Below are 18611 nucleotides of genomic sequence, written 5' to 3'. Positions count from 1 at the left end.
GTTGCCGCGCTACGAGAGGATACGCGTCGAGCCTCAGAATCCCTGCATCGCCGCGAAGCGATCGCGGTGCCAGGCGGCATCGCCGAAGGTCATCTCGTTGCCGCGCATCCGTTTCACGTACAGGCCGATGTCGTGCTCGTCGGTCATTCCGATGCCGCCGTGCATCTGGATTCCTTCGTATCCGCACAGCACCGCCGCATCCGAGCAGCGAGCCTTGGCGACCGACACCAGGGCGCGTGAATCCTTCGCACCCTGGTCGATCGCGGTAGCGGCCCCGAGCACGGCCGAGCGCGACAACTCGAGCTCGACGAAGACTTTCGCGGCCCGGTGCTTCAGCGCCTGGAACGTCCCGATGACGACGCCGAACTGCTTGCGCGTCTTCAGGTAGTCGAGCGTCATCTCGAAGGTCGTGCGCATGTTGCCGAGCATCTCGGCGCAAAGGCCGACAGTGGCGCGGTCGAGCACGTCGTCGAGCAGCGCGGCGGCGTTGCCTTGTTCGCCGACCAGGGCGGAAACCGGCACCTCGACATCCGACAGGCGCACGACGGCCGCGGCGCGCAGGTGCATCGTCTTTTGGGGTACGACCGAAAGGCCCGGCGCGCCGCGGTCGACGACGAACATCGACAAGCCCTCGCGATCGGAGTCGGCGCCGGCGGTTCGTGCGATGACCACGATGTGGTCGGCGCTGGCGCCGTCGAGTACCAGCGTCTTTTCTCCACGAAGCCGCCACCCGGACCCCGATTTCTCCGCGCGCGCGGCGGAAACCGTCCTGTCGTAGCGCGCGCCCTTTTCCTGCCATGCCAGCGCCATCGTGCGCGAGCCTTCGGCCACCGGCGGCAGCAGCGTCTTTTTCTGCTCGCTGCTTCCCCCGAGAAGAATCGCGTTGGCGCCGAGCAGCACGGTCGAAAGCAGCGGTTCGGGCACCAGCGCGCGCCCGCACTCCTCGAGCACGCACGCCATCTCCACGTAGCCCATGCCGAGCCCGCCGCAATCCTCCGGAATGAGGATCGCCGGCCATCCGAGCGCCGCCATCTTCGCCCAGAGCTCCGGCGAGTAGCCGACGGGATCGTCGCTGTCGCGCAGGTGGCGGACACGGGAGACCGGCGACTCGTTGCGCACGAAGTCGGAGGCGGAGGATTTCAGCATCTGCTGGTCTTCGGTGAGGACGAGTCCCATCTTCAATTCCTGCTTGGATTCCTGATTCCGTTCTTGCTTCGGTCGTGGAGGCCGGCGCTGCCCGGTGTCAGTCGGGAAGCCCGAGCACGCGCTTGGCGATGATGTTGAGCTGGACCTCCGAGGTGCCGCCTTCGATCGAGTTGCCGCGTGCGCGCAGCCAGCTGCGCGTCGCATCGATTTCCGCACCCTCGAAGCCTTCGCCGTCCCAGCCGAGCGCCTGCGGGCCGAGGATTCCGACGAGCAGCGACGTGCGCTCCTTGTTCAGCTCGGTCGCATAGTACTTGAAGATCGACGACTCGGGTCCGGGCTGCTGCCCGAGCTTGGCCGCTTCCTTGGTGCGCTTCAGCGTCAGCTCGAGGCAGGTCTTGTCCATCGTCAGCTGGGAGATGCGGTCGCGCAGCGCGCCGTCGCGGATGCGACCGCCGTTTTCCTGGCCGACGTAGCGCCGCGCAGCCGCGACCAGCTCGTTGCGCTCCTCGGACTCGTTGAACGCTTCGCTGATCATGCTGCGCTCGTGGCCGAGCAGCGCCTTGGCCATCGTCCAGCCGTTGCCAATGCCGCCGACGATGTTCTCGTGGTCGACGCGCGCATCCTCGAGGAAGGTCTCGCAGAACGGCGAGTAGCCGCTGATGAGCTTGATCGGCTTTACCGTCACTCCCGGCTGATCCATGTCGATCAGCATGAACGTGATGCCTTCGTGCTTGGGTTTTTCGAACTCGGTACGGACGAGCACGAACATCCAGTCGGCCTTGTCGGCGTACGACGTCCAGACTTTCTGGCCGTTGATCGTCCACGTGTCGCCGTCGCGCACGCCGCGAGTCTGCAGTCCGGCAAGATCGGAGCCCGCGCCCGGCTCCGAATAGCCCTGGCACCAGCGCACCTCGCCGCGGCAGATCTCGGGAAGGAAGCGAAGCTTCTGCTCCTCATTGCCGCTCTGCAGCAGCAAGGGACCGATCATCGTAAGTCCGAACCCGATCAGCGGCGGCTTGGCGCGGATGCGGCGCATCTCCTCGGCCAGCACCTTCGCCTCTTCCCTGGACAGGCCTCCGCCGCCGTATGGCTTTGGCCAGGTCGGTGCCGTCCAGCCCCGCGACGCCATGCGGTCGAGCCAGAGCTTCGTTTCCGGATTGGCGTAAGTCTCCTTCCTGCCGCCCCAGGCCAGCTCGTCGGCAAGATTGCCGCCGCCCGCATTGGCACCGAAGCGCATCGACGCCGGGCAGTTGGCCTCGAGCCAGGCCCGCGTCTCCTGTCGAAAGGTCTCGATGTCGCCCATCGGCCGAGTCTAGCCGCGCGCTTCGGGAAGAAAAATGCGGGTAGGGCCATCGGCCGCGGGCGTCTTCGCACCCGCGCAAGTCGGCCGCGGGCGTCTTCGCGCCTGCGCAAATCGGCCCATCACCGGTCCCGGACAGCGGGGGTCGCACTTGGCGGGCGATCCGTATTAATTCCCTGCCCCATGCCTGTCGTCATTCACCTCGAACGCGAGATCGCCGCCCCCGTCTCCGTCGTCTGGAACGTCGTGACGGACCTCGGCGCCTACGCCGACTGGAATCCTTTCGTTCCAGGTTGCCGCTCCAGCCTGAGACCCGGCGATCCCATCGACATGAAAGTGCAGATGTTCCCGTGGTTTTCGCAGAACCAGCGCGAGACGGTCTTCGAGAACGTCGCCGGCGAGCGCTTCTGCTACGGGCTGGCCGGGTCGGCCATCACGAGTCGCCGCTGCCACGAATTGCGACCGATCGGGCCGGCGCGCACGTCGTACACGTCCCACTTCGAGCTCTCGGGATGGATGTCGGGCCTCGTGCAGGTGCTGCTCGGATCCCGCCTCGAACACGGATTCACGTCGATGACCGACGCCCTGGTCGTGCGCTGCGAGAGCCTCGCGCAGGCCGCTTCGAGATGAAGAATCCGTTCTCCGCAACGTTGCAGGGACTTCTCGACCTGCGCAGCACTGCGGGCCGGGTGCCGCCGCTTCGCCGTGACGAGCGCCTCGACGGACGCACGGCGCTCGTGACCGGAGCCAACCGCGGCCTTGGCCTTGCGGTCTGCGTCGCACTGGCCCGGCGAGGGGCCCGCGTCATCATGGCCTGCCGCAGCGGCATCCCCGAAGCCGGCGACATCGTGCGCCGCCGCAGCGAATCGGTCGCCGTCGAAATGCGACAGGTCGACCTTGCCGATCTCGACAGCGTCTCGTCGCTTTGCGATGGGCTGGCTCGTGACGGCGTGCGCGTCGACCTCCTCGTTCTCAATGCCGGCATCGTTCCGCGCGAGGCGAGACGCACGACGCAGGGCCTGGAGTTGATGTTCCAGGTAAATTTCCTGGCGAACGTCGCGCTCGTCGAGCGCCTGCTTGCGGATGGCGTAGTTCCGCAGTCCGCCGATGCGGCGCCCTTGCCCCGCATCGTGTTCGTTTCCAGCGATACGCATCGCGGCGCAGGTCCGGTCGATTTCGACCATTTCGGCAACTACCAGCCGTACGGCCCCATCGCCGGCGTGCGTGTCTACGGCTACACCAAGCTGCTGATGAGCGTCTACGCCGGCCACCTGGCACGCCGGCTCGACGGCCGCGCCGCCGTGCACCAGTGCTGTCCCGGCGCCGTCAACAGCGACATCGCGCGCGAAGCGCCGTCGTGGATGAAACCGCTGCTCGGCGTCGTGATGTCTGCGTTTTTCCGTTCTCCCGAGGACGCCGCGACCACCGTCGAGTACCTCGCCTGCGCGAAGGATCTCGAACAGCAGACCGGCTGTTACCTGCACATCCTGACGAGGAAAGACCCCGATCCGGCATGCGCGGACGCCGAGGTCGGTGCGCGCCTGCTGGCCGCGAGCCGCGAGCTGCTCGCGCACCTTCCCCGCCCGGAGCAATCGCCGCGATGAGCGAAACGACGACGACGACAACCGAACAGGACCGCCGGGTGATCGACGGCACGAGCTGGCGGGAATTCTGCGAGAGACTGGCTGCTGCCGGCGACGCGATTTTTTCCAGCGACACGCCCGCCGATCCGCTGAGCCGCGCCGAAGGCACCCGCTACCTCACGCGCCTCGTGCGCGCCGCGCTCGAAACGTTCGTCGAATTCTCCGATCCGATGGCTCCCGTGCTGCGCCGCGCGGTGCACGAAACCGTCAAGATGGGCGCCGACAATCCGGACAATTGGTACGAGAACGCACCGCTGCACGGCGACTACGAATACCGCCTGCACGGCAGCCGCGGCACCGTGGCTTATCTCAGCATCGCGACCCAGGTCGGTCACTACGGACAGGGCGCAGGAATGCCGCCCGCCGGGTTCCTCGAAGCCAAGGACCTGGAGATCCGCCCTGACGGCACTTTCGAGCTGTTCCTCAGCGCGAGGCGCAAACCCGGAAACTGGCTGCCGATCGGCGAAGGCTACGGCACGCTGATCATCCGCCAGACGTTCCTCGACCGCGCCCGCGAAACCCGCGCCGAGCTGACGCTCGAGCGCATCGGCGGGCCCGCCGCGCCGGCGCCGCTCACTACCGCGTCAATCGACGCCGGCCTTGCCAGCGCGGCCAGCCTCGTCGGCGCCTGTGCGATGATCTTTCCCGGCTGGGCGCGCGGCTTCGAGCAGCATTCGAACAGGCTCCCGCGCTTCGATCCCGACCTTTCGCGGATGTTCGGCGGCGACCCCAACATCGCGTACTACCACAGCCACTGGGTACTGGCCGACGACGAAGCGCTGGTGATCGAAGCGACGCCGCCCGACTGCGAGTACTGGAACTTCCAGCTCAACAACTGGTGGATGGAGTCGCTCGACTACCGCTATCACCGCATCACCATCAACAAGGCGTCGGCACGGCTGCGGCCCGACGGAAGTCTGCGGATCGTCGTTGCCCACCGCGATCCGGGCGTCGACAACTGGCTCGACACCGCCGGACACGCCTTCGGCACGATGTGCTTTCGCTGGGTCCGCGCCGCCACTGCGCCCGAGCCGTCGACCCGCGTCGTCAAGCTGCGCGATCTCGAGCGCTGATCCAATGAGCGCTGCGGCAGTCGCCACTGGCGAGACCTCGCTCGCGACCGCGAGGCCGTATCGGCCGCGCGCGATCGCGGCGCTCAATTCCTTTCTTGCACGTCGTGGCAGGGCCGCCCGCCTCGACGTCGACGAGCTGGTGGCCGCCGCAAGGCGGCGCAGCGGCCTCAGCGACTTCGGCGACGAGTCGTTTCGCGAGCCGCTGACGGTACTTTGCACGTCGATCGACGACGAAGCCCGCCTGCATCCGGTCGGCGCGATGATCACCAAGACGCGCCTCGTCGGCGCGCTCGCTACACGGCTGCGCGTGCACCGCTACCTGGCCGACCATCCCGAGGCCCGCGAGATCGAGCTCGAGCCGCCGGTCGTCATTGCCGGGCTGCAGCGCACCGGCACGACGATGCTGCATCGCCTGATGGCGAGCGATCCACAGCTTCGCCCGGTCCTATCCTGGGAAGGGCTCGATCCGGTTCCCGGCGGCCGCTCGCTGCTCGCCACCGATCCGCGTATCTATCGCGCACGCTTCGGCGAAAAGGCGCTCGCATACATGGCGCCGGCCTTCTTCGCCATCCATCCGGCCGAGGCGGACGCGCCCGAGGAAGACGTGCTTCTTCTCGACTACGCGTTCATGAGCACGACGCCCGAGGCGACCCTGCACGTTCCGACGTATGCCGCCTGGCTCGAGGCCCAGGACCACACCGAAGCGTACTGCTACTTCGCGCTGCTGCTTCGCGTGCTCGCGCACCAGCACGGGCCGCGCCGATTCGTGCTCAAGACGCCGCATCACCTCGAGTACCTCGACGTGCTCCGGCGCGTATTCCCCGGCGTTCGCGTCGTGCAGACGCACCGCGATCCCACGCGCACGCTGGCGTCGTTCTGCAGCATGGTCTGGCACGGGCGCGGGATCTTCAGCGACGATGTCGATGCACGCGAAGTGGGCGCCCACTGGTCGCGCAAGATCGGGCGCATGCTCGAGCGCAGCCTCGACGTGCGCGAGGCGGCTGCCGACGAAGGTTTCGTCGATGTGTCGTATTACGACCTGATCGGCGACCCGCTGCCGACGGTGCAGGCTCTCTACGACCGGCTCGGCCTGCCTTTCACCACGCCGGTGCGCGGGCGCATGCAGACGACGAGGGAAGGCAACCCGCAGCACAAGTACGGCACCCACCGCTACTCGCTCGGCGATTTCGGGCTTTCGGCCGCCGGCATCGAGCCGCTGCTGGCGCGCTATCGCCAGCGTTTCGGCGTTCGCCACGAAGGCTCGGCAGGCTGAGCTCAGCTGCGCGTGAACTTCGGGTCGCGTTTTTCGAGAAAGGCCCGCACCGCCTCGACGTGATCGCTGCTCTGCAGCAGCGTCGCGAGCTCGCGGCCCTGGGCCTCGCGTCCCTTTTCGGGATCGAGGTCGAGCGCGAGCCCCGAAACGCGTTTGCTTGCTTCGACCGACAGAGGGGCGCGCGATGCGATGCGAGCAGCGATCACGAGCGCCTCGCCGGCCAGCTCGTCGTCCGCGTGCACGGCCGTGACGAGCCCGCAGGCGCGGGCCCAGGCGACATCGGCCGGCGAACCGGTCAGCAGCAGGTGGCGCGCCGGCCCGAGCCCGATCAGGCGAGGCAGGCGATAGGCCGAGGCCATCAAGCCGACGTTGACGCCTGCACAGACGAAGCGCGCCTGCGTCGATGCGATGCGCACGTCGCAACAAAGAGCCAGCTCGACGCCGCCGCCGACGCACCAGCCGCCGATCGCCGCGACGACCGGCACGCGAAGCTGCTCGACCTGCTCGAGCAGTGACGCGAAATCGAGCAGGTTGCCGCCGCGGCTGCCGCGCTCTCCGAGGGCCTCGAGCTCTTCACGCAAGTCGTCCCCGCTGCAGAACGCCTTGCCGCGCCCCGAGACGACGACGGCCCGCACGGTGAAATCGGCGTCCGCTGCGTGAAGGTGGCCGCGCATCTGCTCGCGCATCGCTCGACCGAGCGTGTTGCGCGGCGGATTGTCGATCTCCAGCAGCATCACGTGTTCGAGGGGACGGCTGCAGTGCACGGTACCGCTCACGGTTTTCTCCCTTCGGCGACCGCTCCGCTTTCGAGCAGCGCCTCGACTTCGGCGCCGGCAAACCCCGATTCGAGCAGCACCTGGCGCGTGTGCTCGCCAACCTCGGCCGGACCTCGCGAGACCGAAGTCGGCGTGCGCGACAGATGGATCGGACTTCCGAGAAACTGCCGGTCCCCTACCCGCACGACGACACCGCGCGCGGCGACCTGGGGATCCTCGAGCGCTTCGTCGATGCGGAGGATCGGACCGCACGGAACGTCGTTCTCGACAAATCGCGAGATCCAATGCTCGCTCGACGCCGACGCGAGACGACGCTCGATCTCGCTCCTCAGCTCTTCGCGGTGGACGATGCGAACGAAATTGTTCTCGAAGCGCGGATCTTCGCGAAGCTCCTCTGCGCCGATCGCGGTGCAGAAGCGTTGCCACAGTTTCTGGTTGTTGACGCCGACGACGACGGAGCCGTCGGCGGTGCGAAGCGCTTCGTACGGAGCCGCAAGGCGGTGGCGGGAGCCGGCAGGCCTCGACACTTCGCCGAGCGTCAAGTAGAGGCCCGTTTCCCAGACGGTATAGGCCAGCGCCGATTCGAGCAGCGTCGTCTCGACGTGCTGCCCTTCGCCGCTCTTGTGTCGGTGGGCGAGCGCCGCGAGAACGCCGAGCGCTGCGAACGTTCCGGCGTTGAGATCGGCGATCGGAACTCCGGTCGACGACGGCTCGGCGCCAGGCTGGCCGACGAAGCTCATCACTCCGCTCATCGCCTGCGCAACCAGATCGAAGCCGCCGCGCTCGCGATACGGCCCGTCGTGGCCGAAACCGGAGATCGAACAATAGATGAGCCCCGGGTGAATCGCCGACAGGGCTTCGAAGCCGAGGCCGGCGCGATCCAGGGTGCCCGGCCGATAGTTCTCGACCCACACGTCGGCGCCGGCAGCCAGGCGATGGAGCGTCGCCACGCCCTGCGGATTGCCGAAGTCGACGGCGATGGCCCTCTTGTTGCGGTTGATGAAATCGTAAGCGCGAAAATCGCCGAGGCGGCCGCGCGTCACCTCGCCCGACGGGGGCTCGATCTTGACGACGTCGGCCCCGAGGTCCGCCAGCAGCATCGAGCACCAGGCGCCGGCAATGACGTGGGTGCAGTCGAGGACCTTCAGTCCGGCCAGGGGCCCGCCGGCGGCGGGCACCTGCGCTGCCCGCGCGCGGGAAGTCGCGTTAGCCGAGTCGTCACTCATTCGTTCAGGCTAGCAGGACGCCGGGCAAAACACCTCCATCCTGCGCTTGCCTGCGCTTGCCTGTGCTTGCCCGCGCTTGCGTGCCGCGGCAGCGGCGGCGTATCGTCCGGATGCGGGGCCCGGCCGAGATTCCATGTCCTTCGACTTTGTCCTTACGTTGGCCGCAATGTGCGTGATCTCGCTGGCGATGTTCGTCATTCCGGCGGTGCCGGTGTGGGTCTGGGGCATCCTGCTCTTCTCCTACGCAATGACGCAGACATACAGCCTGGACGCGGACCGCATGACTGCGCCCCACGACGAGGAAGAACGGTGCCGCCGCAAGTGCGAGGACGTCTATGGCACCGACCACCGCTACTTCCTCACGCGGCAGTTCTGCATCGATCGCTGCGACGGCAGGGTCTAGCTAGCAGGCTGCGGAGCCCCGCGTGCGCCGGGCTGGACTTCGGCAAGGCGGGATAGCAAGCTCGTTCGACATGACCGGCAAGCACTGGGACCTCGTGATTCGCGGCGGAACCGTCGTCGACGGCACCGGCGCCGCTTCGCGGGAAGCGGACCTCGCGATCGCAGGCGGCGTCATCGCCGAAGTCGGGACAGTCGCCGGCAGCGGACGTGAAGAGATCGACGCACGCGGCCTTCTCGTCACCCCGGGTTTCGTCGACATCCACACGCACTACGACGGCCAGGCCACATGGGACGACAGGATCGCGCCGACGTCGTGGCACGGAGTCACCACCGCGGTCATGGGCAACTGCGGTGTCGGCTTCGCGCCGTGCCGACCCGAACACCACTCGCTGTTGATCAGGCTGATGGAAGGCGTCGAGGACATTCCCGGCGTCGTGCTCGACGAAGGATTGGCCTGGAACTGGGAGACGTTTCCGCAGTTCCTCGATGCCGTCGAGGCCAGGCGCCACGACATCGATCTTGCCGCCCAGCTGCCTCATGCACCCCTTCGCGTCTATGTGATGGGCGAGCGCGCGGCGCGCCTCGAGGACGCGACCGATGACGAGATCGCCGAGATGGCGCGTCTTGCGCGCGAAGCGATCGAAGCCGGAGCGCTCGGTTTCAGCTCGTCGCGCACTGTCAACCACCGCACCAGCGACGGAAAGCCCACCCCGACACTGACCGCTGCCGCGGGCGAGCTTGCCGGAATCGCGTCGGGGCTGAAGGCGGCCGGCGCCGGCGTGCTGCAGTTCGTCACCGATTTTCGCGATACGGCCCAGGAGCTGGCGCTGCTCGAAGGGCTGTGCCGCAGCTCCGGACGACCGCTTTCAGTGTCGCTTGCCCAGGCCGACCAGAATCCCGATGCATGGCGCCTCGTGCTCGCGTGGATTCATTCGCTCGCCGAGCAGGGGCTGCCGCTTCTCGCGCAGGTCGCGGGGCGCCCCGTCGGCCTGATGCTCGGGTTCGAAGCCACGCTCAATCCTTTCGTCGGCTGCGAAAGCTACCGCCGCCTGGCCGGACTTGCGCTTGCCGAGCGCCTTGCCGAGATGGCGCGGCCGGAGATGCGCGAGCTGATCCTGGCTGACGTCGAGGCCGGGCGGTTCAGCGCCGGCGCGAAGATGCTGATGCAGTTCGACAAGATCTTCCTGCTCGGCGATCCGCCCGATTACGAGCAGGAGCCCGAGTGCAGCATCGCAGCTCGGGCCGCACGCGACGGCGTGGGAGCTGCAGCGTACGCCTACGACCGCATGCTCGAGGACGGCGGGCACGCGCTGCTGTACTTCCCGTTCCTCAATTATTCGGAGGGATCGCTCGAGGCGTCGCTCGCGATGATGCAGCATCCCGACACCGTGCTCGGGCTCGGCGACGGCGGCGCGCACCTCGGCACGATCTGCGATGCGAGCTTTCCGACCCACATGCTGACGCACTGGACCCGCGACCGGCGCCGCGGCGCGCGTCTTCCCGTCGAAACGGTGATTCAATGGCACACTCGCGACACGGCGCGCGCCGTCGGCCTCTGCGACCGCGGCGTGCTCGCGCGCGGATTCAAGGCGGACGTCAACATCATCGACTACGACCGGCTGCGCCTTCGCGCGCCGCGCATCGTTCGCGACCTTCCGGCCGGCGGCGGCCGCCTGATGCAGAAAGTCGAAGGCTACCGCTACGCAATCGTCTCCGGCGAGGTCACCTACGTGGATGGCCAGCCCACCAGCGCGCTGCCTGGCCGCCTCGTGCGCGGACCGAGATCGGCGCCTTCGGCTTGAGGATGCGATGAGACCACTCGAACGAAGCTGCGAATGGCTGGCCGACGACGTTGCCGACGAATCGCTGTGGACCGAGACGTTTACGGCGGCCGAGCTCGACGAGCTCGACTCGGCGCTGCGCCTCGCCCTGACGGTCTCCGAAGACGTCCTCGACATCTCGCGCGAGGAATTTCCGCTCCCCGTGCTGGCCTCGCGCCTGGCGCGCATCGAGCGCGAGCTGATCGGCGGGCGCGGCTTCGTGCGCCTCCGCGGCATCGACCGGCATCGCTACACCCAGGGCGAAATGGAAATGCTGTACTGGGGAATCGGCATGCACCTGGGAACGCCTTGGCCCCAGAACAAGCACGGGCACATGCTCGGTGACGTCACCGACCAGGGCAAGACCTACGACGACCCTACGGCACGAGGCAACGAGATCGGCGGCATGGCGCTGCCCTTCCACTGCGACGGCTCCGATCTGGTCGGACTGATGTGCCTCGAGAACGGAATCTCCGGAGGCCTTTCGACGATCGCGAACTCGGTGGCCATCCACAACCGCCTCGTGCGCGAGCATCCCGAGCTTGCTGCCGAATTGTACGAGCCCCAGCCGTACGACTACCGCGGAGAACAGATCCCGGGCCACCAGGCCTGGTACGCATTGCCGGTGTTCACCGAAATGGACGGGCGCCTGTTCGTGCGCTGCATCCTTCCGTACATCCTCGCGTCCCAGCGCCATGCCGATGCGCCGAGGCTCACGCCGCGGGCACGCGAAGCCCTCTCGACGATGGATGCCATGGCCAACGAGCCGCGCCACCACGTGGCGATGGAGCTGAGGCCGGGCGACATGCAGTTCATCAATAACTTCCACGTGCTGCACGGCCGCACTGCGTACTGCGACGACAGGACCGGCGGTGCCGTGCGCCATCTGAAGCGTCTCTGGCTGGAAACCCGCGTGCTCGCGCAGCGACCGACGTTCTTCGAGAACACGGCCGGCCATCACTGGGGCCGCAACCGCACCGTCAGCCGCATCCCCGTACCCGCTGCGCACGGAAGCTGAGAAATTCGGGACAGGGACCGGTGCGCCGGTGCTTGCGGCGCGCTGGTGCCTGGCGCTATTCCTCTGGTGCCTGACCCCATTCCTGTGGTGCCTGACCCCAAACGTCTTGCGGGGCGTCGCGAGGGGCGCTACGGTAGCTTGCAAACATCATTGTAGATAAGGCCGGCTCGCGGTGGGCGACGTTTCGGCCGTTCTACGGGGAGCAAGCCATGGCCTTGTTCGTCGCCCACATCCGCCCTACGCGTTCGGCCGTAAAATCAAGTAATTCCAAAACGTATTTCGCGTTTTGCTTTGCATCTGCCGCGCTGGCCTTGCTTGCGACCCGGGCAGCGGCCGGCCTGCCGGAAGACTCCCTGCCATCTGTCCGAAGCGGTGCTCGCCCCGGCCCCGACGTCCTCTACGCCCCGGCCCCGCCGGCCCCCCAGCTCGAGAACCGCGACCCCCGCTTCAAAGCCCCGCCGCTGCTCGTGTCGGGGAACGAGGCCTACGTCGACGGCGAGTACCTGTACCAGGACTTCCTCTACGACGACTACGGCAGCGACACCGACGGCAAAGGCGCCGAGCCCCTGTCGGAGATGACCGGCGACGTCACCTACCCTTCCGACTTCGGCCGTTACGGCAACAACGCGGCCGACCTCGTCGAGTTCCGCATCGCGCCGACCCCGGTCGACGTCGCCTACCGCTTCACGCTGAACACGCTGCTGGTCGCCGATACGACGATCATCGCCGTTGCCTTCGACACCGACCGCAACACGGCAACCGGCTTCTCCACATTGCCGCGCGATCCCGGCGCGACCTTCCCCGGCACCGACGAAGTGCTGACGGTCTGGGGAACCGGCGGCGAATACTCGCGCCTGACCGCGACCGGCGTGGTCACGACGCCCGTCATCGTGACGGTGGACCTGGAAGCCAACCAGATCACGGCAGTCGTTCCGCGCAGCGTCTCCGACCCTCACGGTACCTGGCGCACCACGCTCGCAACCGGCCTCCACGATTCGGCGAGCGGAGGATGGCTGAAGCCGACGATCACCGCGTCGGCAACCCAGGGCGGCGGCGCCGGGCCTCTCGATCCGCTGCCGTCGGGCATCTACAACCTCGCGTTCCGCTTCGACGAGGCGGTGCTGTCCTCCGACGTTCCACCCGATGCAGGCCAGGCCGTTGCGATCCGCAACCACGCGCCGACCACGTACGCCCACGACATCGACTTCGATGCCCTCGACTCGCACGCCAATTCGACGACGGTGCCGGCGAGCGGCACCACGGTGCGCATGTTCGCAAGCCGCCTTCACGTCGGCGAGGGTCGCGACCTCAACAGCTTCCCCGGCTATCTCGGCCAGCTGCAGCCCTATTCGCTGTACGTTCCGACGACCTACGTGCCGGGCACGAAGGCGCCGTTCCTGCTGAACCTGCACTCGTTGTCCGAGCACTACTGGCAGTACAACGGCACCAACATGACGCAGCAGATCGGCGAGCAGCGCGGCAGCCTGGTCGCCACGTCGCTGTCGCGCGGCGACGACGGCTGGTACGAGCACGAGGCCGAGTACGACGTCTTCGAGATGTGGAACGACGTGGCGTCGCACTTCACGCTGGATCCCGACCGCATGGCGATCAGCGGCTACTCGATGGGCGGCTACGCGACCTACCGCCTCGGCACGCTGTATCCGGACCTGTTCGCGAAGGCGTTCTCGCAGGTGGGTCCGCCGGGCGAAGGCATCTGGATTCCGCCGGCGCCTCCGACCGGCAGCTACCGCGGCGACGATTTCGGCACCACGCTGCAGACCGCCGATGCGACGCTGACCAACCTGTGGCTCGAGAACGCGCGCAACCTTCCGTACCTCAACCTTGCGGCGAGCACCGATGAGCTGGTGCCGCTGGTCGGTCCGCGCGCGCAGAATCTCGGTGCGCCCGAATACGGGATCCAGGGCTTCGACCAGCTCGGCTATCGCTTCCGCTTCCTCGTGTTCGCGCCGTGCGACCACCTGGCGCTCGCGCTCGTCGACAACTACCCGATGGCAGCCGATTTCCTCGGCGACGCGAAAGTCGACCGCAATCCGCCTCACGTGACGTTCGCGTACGTGCCGGGCGCCGACGATACGACGCTCGGGCTCGTGCACGACCATGCGTACTGGGTCTCCGGCGTGCGTGTGGCCGACGTGTCCTCCGGTTCGACTGCCAAAGGCGTCGTGGACGCGATCAGCCACGGCTTCGGGCTCGGCGACCCTTCGAGCACTGCCGGAAACGGCGCAGGCGTCGTCGCTCCGCTCTCTTACGCGGAAGTAAACCGCAGTTGGGGCGACCCGCCGGCGATTCCCGTCGAGAACATCCTCGATCTTGCGCTGACAAACCTGTCGTCGGTGCGCATCGATGTCGCGCGCGCGTCGCTTCACCCGGGGCGAACGCTGGTCATCCATTCGACCAGCGACGCCGATTCGACGCTAGCCATGGACGGATCCTTCCCTTCGTCGGCGACGGTGACCGAGGACGATGCGCCGCTGGCAGGCGCAGTCGTCGATCGCGACGGCGTCCAGATCCCCGTCTCCGCCGGAGCTCACACCTATACGATCGCTTCGTCCGGCGGCTGCGACGTCGGGCCGCGAAGCGACTGCAGGCGCAGCGTGAAGACCGGAGCCGCGCGACTTTCGATCGCTTCGGGCGCCGTGCCCGGACAGGCGCGTCTCGCCTGGAAATGGCTGGCCGGCGAGGCCACGACGGCCACCGATTTCGGCGAGCCGACGGCGTCGACGAGTTACGCGCTGTGCGTTTATGACGGCAACGGCCAGGCGCTGAGCCAGGCCGTGCTGCCCTCGAACGACGACTGCGCTTCCGGCACCTGCTGGCGGAGCGGATCGCGCGGGCTCACTTTCGCGAGCGCGACGGGCGAGCCTTCGGGAATTTCCGATGCGCGCCTGATGGCGGGCGATGACGGCAAGGCGAGCATCGCCATCGACGGACACGGTGCGCTGCTCCAGCTCCCGCCTCTGCCGGCGTCGAATCTACCGCTGGTCGTCCAGCTCCAGTCGAACGACGATCCATGCTGGGAGAGCGATTTTGCGAGCGCGACTCGCAACGATGCGGGACATCTCAAGGCGAAGGGCAATTGAACGAAACGGGGTCAGGCAGCGGCTGCGCCTGACCCCGTTTCGGTCGAGTCACAAGTAGTCTGGCCACTGGGCCGCCGGCGCCCGGGGACGTGATCCCGGGAGTTCCAACGCACTACTTCGCACCTGCTTCCAGTCGCGGGACCGCTTCGAGCACCGAGCGCAGCGATTGCGCGGCGCCGAGCAGCGCGGCGCTTTCGTAGGGCACGATCAGCTTGGCATTGTCGCTGTCGGCGAATTTTGCGAGCGTCTCGAGCTGGAGAATCGCGACGACGCGAGGATCGGGATTGGCCTCCAGGATTGCGCCGTACACGGCCCGGATCGCCTGCGAACGTCCTTCGGCCTCCAGGATGGCCGCCTGGCGATTGCCTTCTGCGCGCAGGATCGCAGCCTGCTTCTCGCCTTCGGCCTTGCGGATGTTGGCCTGGGCATCGCCCTCGGCAACGTTGATGGCCGACTGCTGGCGTCCCTGCGACTGCAGGATGCTCGCGCGCTTTTCCTGGTCGGCCTGCTTTTCGAGCGCAAGCGCCTGCAGGATGTTGGGCGGCGGCGCGATCTCGACGATCTCGATGCGGCTGATGCGGATGCCCCACTTGTCCGTGACGACTTCCATCTGCTGCTGGACGTCGGTGTTGATGCGCTCGCGCTCGGACAGCGCCTGGTCGAGCGTCATCGTACCGATGACGGAGCGCAACGCCGTGCGCGCCAGCGCATCGATGCCGATATCGAAATTGGCGACGCTGAACAACGCCGCCTTGGCATCGACGACTTGCGTGAAGATCGTCGCATTGACGGTGACGACGACGTTGTCTTTCGTGATGACTTCCTGGCGATCACCCGGCCGCGGGAACTCGCGCATGTCGACGCGCTGCAAGTCGTCAATGAACGGCGCGATGAGGACAAGGCCAGGCCCGTGCGTCTTGCGGTACTGTCCGAGCCGCTTGACGACACCAACCTCGCCCTGCTGGATGATGTTGACCATCTGGCCGAACCCGGCCAGCAGCAGGAGAACCAGGACGCCGAGAACCATGAGGCCAATCGGAAATTCCATGACTGATTCCTTTCGTCAGCGGATCTGTGCGCCCGCCGCCAGGTACTCCTGCTCCGGAACCACGACGAACGTCGTGCCTTCGACGGCCGCGACAACAACTGCAGTATCTGGCGGGATTCTATCCCCACCCTTGCAGATCGCGAGCCAGCGCTCGCCGGCCAACTGCACGTGACCCACGTCACGCGTATCGCCGACCACGTCGAGAGTGAAGGCACGCTGCCCGACAAATCCACCATGCACGCCGCGCACCCCTTCGCCGCCCGGGTGGCGCCGCTCGTATGCCTTGCTGACGTAAGGGCGAACAGCCGCAACCCCCGCGACCGCGACCGAAACGAAGACGATTCCCTGCAGCGTCGTGGCCGACGGATCGACGGCCGCAACCACTGCGGCGCCGAAAGCGCCGGCGGCGACGAACATCGCGTAAAACGCAAGATGGTGAAGCTCGAAGAAGACCAGGACCACCCCGAGCAGGAGCCAGACCCAGAACATCGCGTATTCCTCCCCGCGTTCTATTCATTAAGCACTGGCGGGCGCGGTGCAAGACGCTGACCGGCCGGCGTCGCGGCCGGCGAAGCCACCCGCACGCTCCCGGCAGACCGCGACGCCGATGCCGCAGGCATGCCGGCAGTGGCGAGTGTTTCGCCTTTCAGGCACGGTCGCGCCGTGGCCGCGAGCCCTCTGATCGTCTGGGGACCCGAACTGTCGCCGTTCCTGCTCAAGCTCGAGTCGATGCTGGCATTCCATGGAGTGCCGTGGCGCCGGCTGCCCCGCGACGGCAGCCGCCTCGAAAACCTGCGAACGGCCGGCTCCGTCAGCCGTGCCGTCCGCCGGCGCAGCGCGCTGCGGCCCCCTGCGAACGATCCTCTCGACGAATATCCCGCCGTACCGTTCCTCGTCGCTGCCGACGGCGATGTTCTTTACGATTCGTCGGCGCTGGCCGTGTGGCTCGACGAGCATCATCCAGGCACGCGGGCGCCGCTGGTCCCGGCGGAACCCGCAGCCTGCTTCGTCGCGTGCCTCATCGACGAGGCATTCGACGAATACGGCCTCTACATGGTCCACCACAACCGGTGGAAGCTGGCCGCTGCCGACAACGATGAGCCCGGGCGGCGCCTCGCGCGCGAATATTCCCGCCTTCTGCCGCCGGGAATCGAAACGCCCTTTGCGCGCTGGTTCGCGCGCCGCCAGGTGCGGCGCCTTCCCTACCTGTTCAGCGTCGCGCCGCAGGGATTCGCAATGACGGGAGTGCCCGCCGCCCTGACGCCTCCGTCGCGCAAAGGGTTCCCGCCTACGCACGAGCTGCTCGAGCGTTCGTGGGAACGTTATCTCTGCGCGATCGAGGAGATCCTTGCGCATCGGCCGTTCCTGCTCGGCCAGTGCTTCACCATCGCCGATGCCAGCGCGTACGGACAGCTCTCGATGAACCTTACCGACTCGCTTGCTGCGCGCCGACTTCAGGCGCTCGCGCCGAGGACAGCTCGATGGCTGGAATCGATCCGCGACGGACGGCATGCCTCGAGCGAAGGGACACTCGCGATCGACGATGCGCTCGGGCCGCTGCTTCGCACGATCCTCGAAACCTTCGTGCCGCTGATGCAGCAGAACGCCGCAGCCGTCCGAGAGGCGCAGGAGCGCAGGGATCGCCTCTTCAATGAAAAAGCGTTCGACGCCGGCAGGAACCTGTACGACGGGCAGATTCTGGGGCACCGGTTCCGCAGTGTTGCCAAGAGCTTCCAGGCGCGTTCGTGGCGCGACCTGTGCGCGCGCTGGAGCGCACTTGCAGGCGACGAAAAGAAGCAGGTCGAAGCAGTGGCGTCGGCGCGCGATCTGGACGCGCTATTCGGGTCCTTTTCGATTTGACGGCGCCTGGCGGCGCAGCGGCTGACGGCATCTGACGGAGCGGCTGCTGACCGCGCCGGGAGGCGCGACTTACCCGGCGCGGCGCGGAAGGAAAGGAAACGCGGCGCCGATGTAGCGTCGCGGAAACTCGTCGCGCAGCCTCCAGATGCCGGCGTCGATCACGAAGTGCGCCATCGTCGCGCCGAGGGTCAGCCCGAACACCGGCAGCAGGTGCCACTTCTGCATGAGCCCGTAGTCTCCACCCTGCTTGAGGAAGTATCCGACGGCGACGAGGCACGCGGTGAGCGTGATCAGGCCAGGCCTTACAGGACGCGATGCCGGAGGTGTCGGCGCGGACGTCGAGCGTGCCACGTACGACATGAAGACCTGGTACTGAAGACCGTGGGCAAGCGCATAGGTTGCCACCGCGCTCTTCGGATCGTCGAACAAGAACACGGGAAGGAAGAAGCAGGCCCCCATGAGCAGCGACGCCAGACGCAGCGGCGCCTCGCGAAGCGCTGCGACGCGGGCAACCGCAATGACAAGAAGGACGGGTATAACCGCGGTGATCAGCGTACCCATCGCAAACGCCGGGGCCGCCCACTGTTCGAGCTCCGTGCCCGCACCGAAGTGTGCGCTGCGGATTCCGCCGATGATGCCGCCCACCACCGCCAGGCGCAGGATCCATTCTTCGATCGTGGTGGCCGACCCGTGGCTGACGACCCGCGTCACGAACGAATGCACTCCCCAGTTCTGCCTCTGGTAGTGCCACAGCAGCCACACCGTGAAGAGGAAGTTGATCCAGCGCGTCGGCTCCTGTTCCTGCCAGATCACGTACGCGAGCGTGGTTCCGGCGATCAGGGCGGCGGGCGCGACCACGTAGCGCAGCGGATGGGCGGCGAGGAAATCCTTCGCCTCCGCCATACCCGCGGCTTGCACCTGTCTG

The 18611-nt window shown here is 67.2% G+C and carries 16 protein-coding genes; 9 read left to right on the top strand and 7 right to left on the bottom strand.

Features of this window, described 5'->3' with window-relative positions; translation table 11 throughout:
* Positions 1-33: 33 nt before the first annotated feature.
* Both VGK20_05890 and VGK20_05885 read right to left on the bottom strand, forming a co-directional pair.
* Positions 34-1176 (bottom strand): acyl-CoA dehydrogenase family protein, encoded by a 1143-nt coding sequence (locus tag VGK20_05890; protein HEY2773567.1) that lies wholly within the window; start codon positions 1174-1176, stop codon positions 34-36.
* A 67-nt stretch (positions 1177-1243) separates the two neighbouring features.
* Positions 1244-2449: an acyl-CoA dehydrogenase family protein gene (locus tag VGK20_05885; protein ID HEY2773566.1), complete on the bottom strand. Its 1206-nt coding sequence runs from the start codon at positions 2447-2449 to the stop codon at positions 1244-1246.
* Between the two features lie 180 nt (positions 2450-2629).
* Between VGK20_05885 and VGK20_05880 the strand changes: the two genes are divergently transcribed.
* From VGK20_05880 to VGK20_05865, 4 genes are read left to right on the top strand one after another with little or no spacing between them, the layout of a single operon-like run.
* A complete protein-coding gene (locus tag VGK20_05880; GenBank protein HEY2773565.1) occupies positions 2630-3076 on the top strand; it encodes an SRPBCC domain-containing protein in 447 nt (148 codons plus the stop codon).
* On the top strand, positions 3073-4050 hold the full coding sequence (locus VGK20_05875) for an SDR family NAD(P)-dependent oxidoreductase (GenBank protein ID HEY2773564.1): 978 nt from the start codon (positions 3073-3075) through the stop codon (positions 4048-4050). The genes VGK20_05880 and VGK20_05875 overlap by 4 nt, the downstream gene beginning before the upstream one ends.
* A complete protein-coding gene (locus tag VGK20_05870) occupies positions 4047-5162 on the top strand; it encodes a DUF1214 domain-containing protein (GenBank protein HEY2773563.1) in 1116 nt (371 codons plus the stop codon). The genes VGK20_05875 and VGK20_05870 overlap by 4 nt, the downstream gene beginning before the upstream one ends.
* 4 nt (positions 5163-5166) lie before the next feature.
* A complete protein-coding gene (locus VGK20_05865) occupies positions 5167-6435 on the top strand; it encodes a sulfotransferase (GenBank protein ID HEY2773562.1) in 1269 nt (422 codons plus the stop codon).
* Between the two features lie 2 nt (positions 6436-6437).
* Here the strand turns inward: VGK20_05865 and VGK20_05860 are convergent, their stop codons facing one another.
* Positions 6438-7211, bottom strand: a complete 774-nt coding sequence (locus VGK20_05860) for an enoyl-CoA hydratase-related protein (GenBank protein HEY2773561.1) — start codon at positions 7209-7211, stop codon at positions 6438-6440.
* Positions 7208-8437, bottom strand: coding sequence for a CaiB/BaiF CoA-transferase family protein (locus VGK20_05855; GenBank protein ID HEY2773560.1), 1230 nt, complete (start codon positions 8435-8437; stop codon positions 7208-7210). The genes VGK20_05860 and VGK20_05855 overlap by 4 nt, the downstream gene beginning before the upstream one ends.
* 133 nt (positions 8438-8570) lie before the next feature.
* On the opposite strand from VGK20_05855, the gene VGK20_05850 reads away from it, so the two are divergent.
* The 4 genes from VGK20_05850 to VGK20_05835 all read left to right on the top strand — a co-directional run bounded on the left by VGK20_05850 (position 8571) and on the right by VGK20_05835 (position 14778).
* Positions 8571-8840, top strand: a complete 270-nt coding sequence (locus VGK20_05850) for a hypothetical protein (GenBank protein ID HEY2773559.1) — start codon at positions 8571-8573, stop codon at positions 8838-8840.
* Between the two features lie 70 nt (positions 8841-8910).
* Positions 8911-10641, top strand: coding sequence for an amidohydrolase family protein (locus tag VGK20_05845; protein ID HEY2773558.1), 1731 nt, complete (start codon positions 8911-8913; stop codon positions 10639-10641).
* A 7-nt stretch (positions 10642-10648) separates the two neighbouring features.
* Positions 10649-11677, top strand: a complete 1029-nt coding sequence (locus tag VGK20_05840) for a TauD/TfdA family dioxygenase (protein HEY2773557.1) — start codon at positions 10649-10651, stop codon at positions 11675-11677.
* 467 nt (positions 11678-12144) lie between these two features.
* On the top strand, positions 12145-14778 hold the full coding sequence (locus tag VGK20_05835; protein ID HEY2773556.1) for a prolyl oligopeptidase family serine peptidase: 2634 nt from the start codon (positions 12145-12147) through the stop codon (positions 14776-14778).
* A gap of 112 nt (positions 14779-14890) precedes the next feature.
* Here the strand turns inward: VGK20_05835 and VGK20_05830 are convergent, their stop codons facing one another.
* Together VGK20_05830 and VGK20_05825 are read right to left on the bottom strand one after the other, a co-directional pair.
* Positions 14891-15826 carry an SPFH domain-containing protein gene (locus VGK20_05830; protein ID HEY2773555.1) on the bottom strand — a complete coding sequence of 312 codons (936 nt, stop codon included), beginning with the start codon at positions 15824-15826 and terminating at the stop codon, positions 14891-14893.
* 15 nt (positions 15827-15841) lie between these two features.
* On the bottom strand, positions 15842-16315 hold the full coding sequence (locus tag VGK20_05825) for an NfeD family protein (protein ID HEY2773554.1): 474 nt from the start codon (positions 16313-16315) through the stop codon (positions 15842-15844).
* A 174-nt stretch (positions 16316-16489) separates the two neighbouring features.
* Between VGK20_05825 and VGK20_05820 the strand changes: the two genes are divergently transcribed.
* Positions 16490-17686, top strand: a complete 1197-nt coding sequence (locus VGK20_05820) for a glutathione S-transferase N-terminal domain-containing protein (GenBank protein HEY2773553.1) — start codon at positions 16490-16492, stop codon at positions 17684-17686.
* Positions 17687-17755: 69 nt separating this feature from the next.
* Here the strand turns inward: VGK20_05820 and VGK20_05815 are convergent.
* The coding region (locus VGK20_05815) for a hypothetical protein (protein HEY2773552.1) at positions 17756-18611 on the bottom strand (856 nt) is incomplete at its 5' end.

The organism is Candidatus Binatia bacterium (assembly GCA_036493895.1).
In the GTDB taxonomy this organism is placed as follows: Bacteria; Desulfobacterota; Binatia; order UBA1149; family CAITLU01; genus DATNBU01.
This window is presented reverse-complemented; position numbering and strand designations above follow the sequence as displayed.